1 pseudogene is annotated in these 258 nt (G+C 53.5%); it reads left to right on the top strand.

What is annotated here, in order from left to right:
• Positions 1–14 precede the first annotated feature (14 nt).
• Positions 15–258: pseudogene (locus tag SB756_RS32095) on the top strand (class I tRNA ligase family protein); the annotation flags it as partial.

Below are 258 nucleotides of genomic sequence, written 5' to 3'. Positions count from 1 at the left end.
GCCAGACGTAGAATTTCTACGTCTGGCTGGACGCACCGATTGGCTACATGGGTTCTTTCAAGAATCTGTGCGACAAGCGCGGCGACAGCGTAAGCTTCGATGAATACTGGAAGAAAGACTCCACCGCCGAGCTGTACCACTTCATCGGTCAAGATATCGTTTACTTCCACAGCCTGTTCTGGCCTGCCATGCTGGAAGGCAGCAACTTCCGCAAGCCGACCAACCTGTTTGTTCATGGCTATGTGACGGTGAACGGCG

It is taken from the genome of Pseudomonas sp. SIMBA_068, assembly GCF_046534705.1.
GTDB lineage: Bacteria > Pseudomonadota > Gammaproteobacteria > Pseudomonadales > Pseudomonadaceae > Aquipseudomonas > Aquipseudomonas putida.
This window is presented reverse-complemented; position numbering and strand designations above follow the sequence as displayed.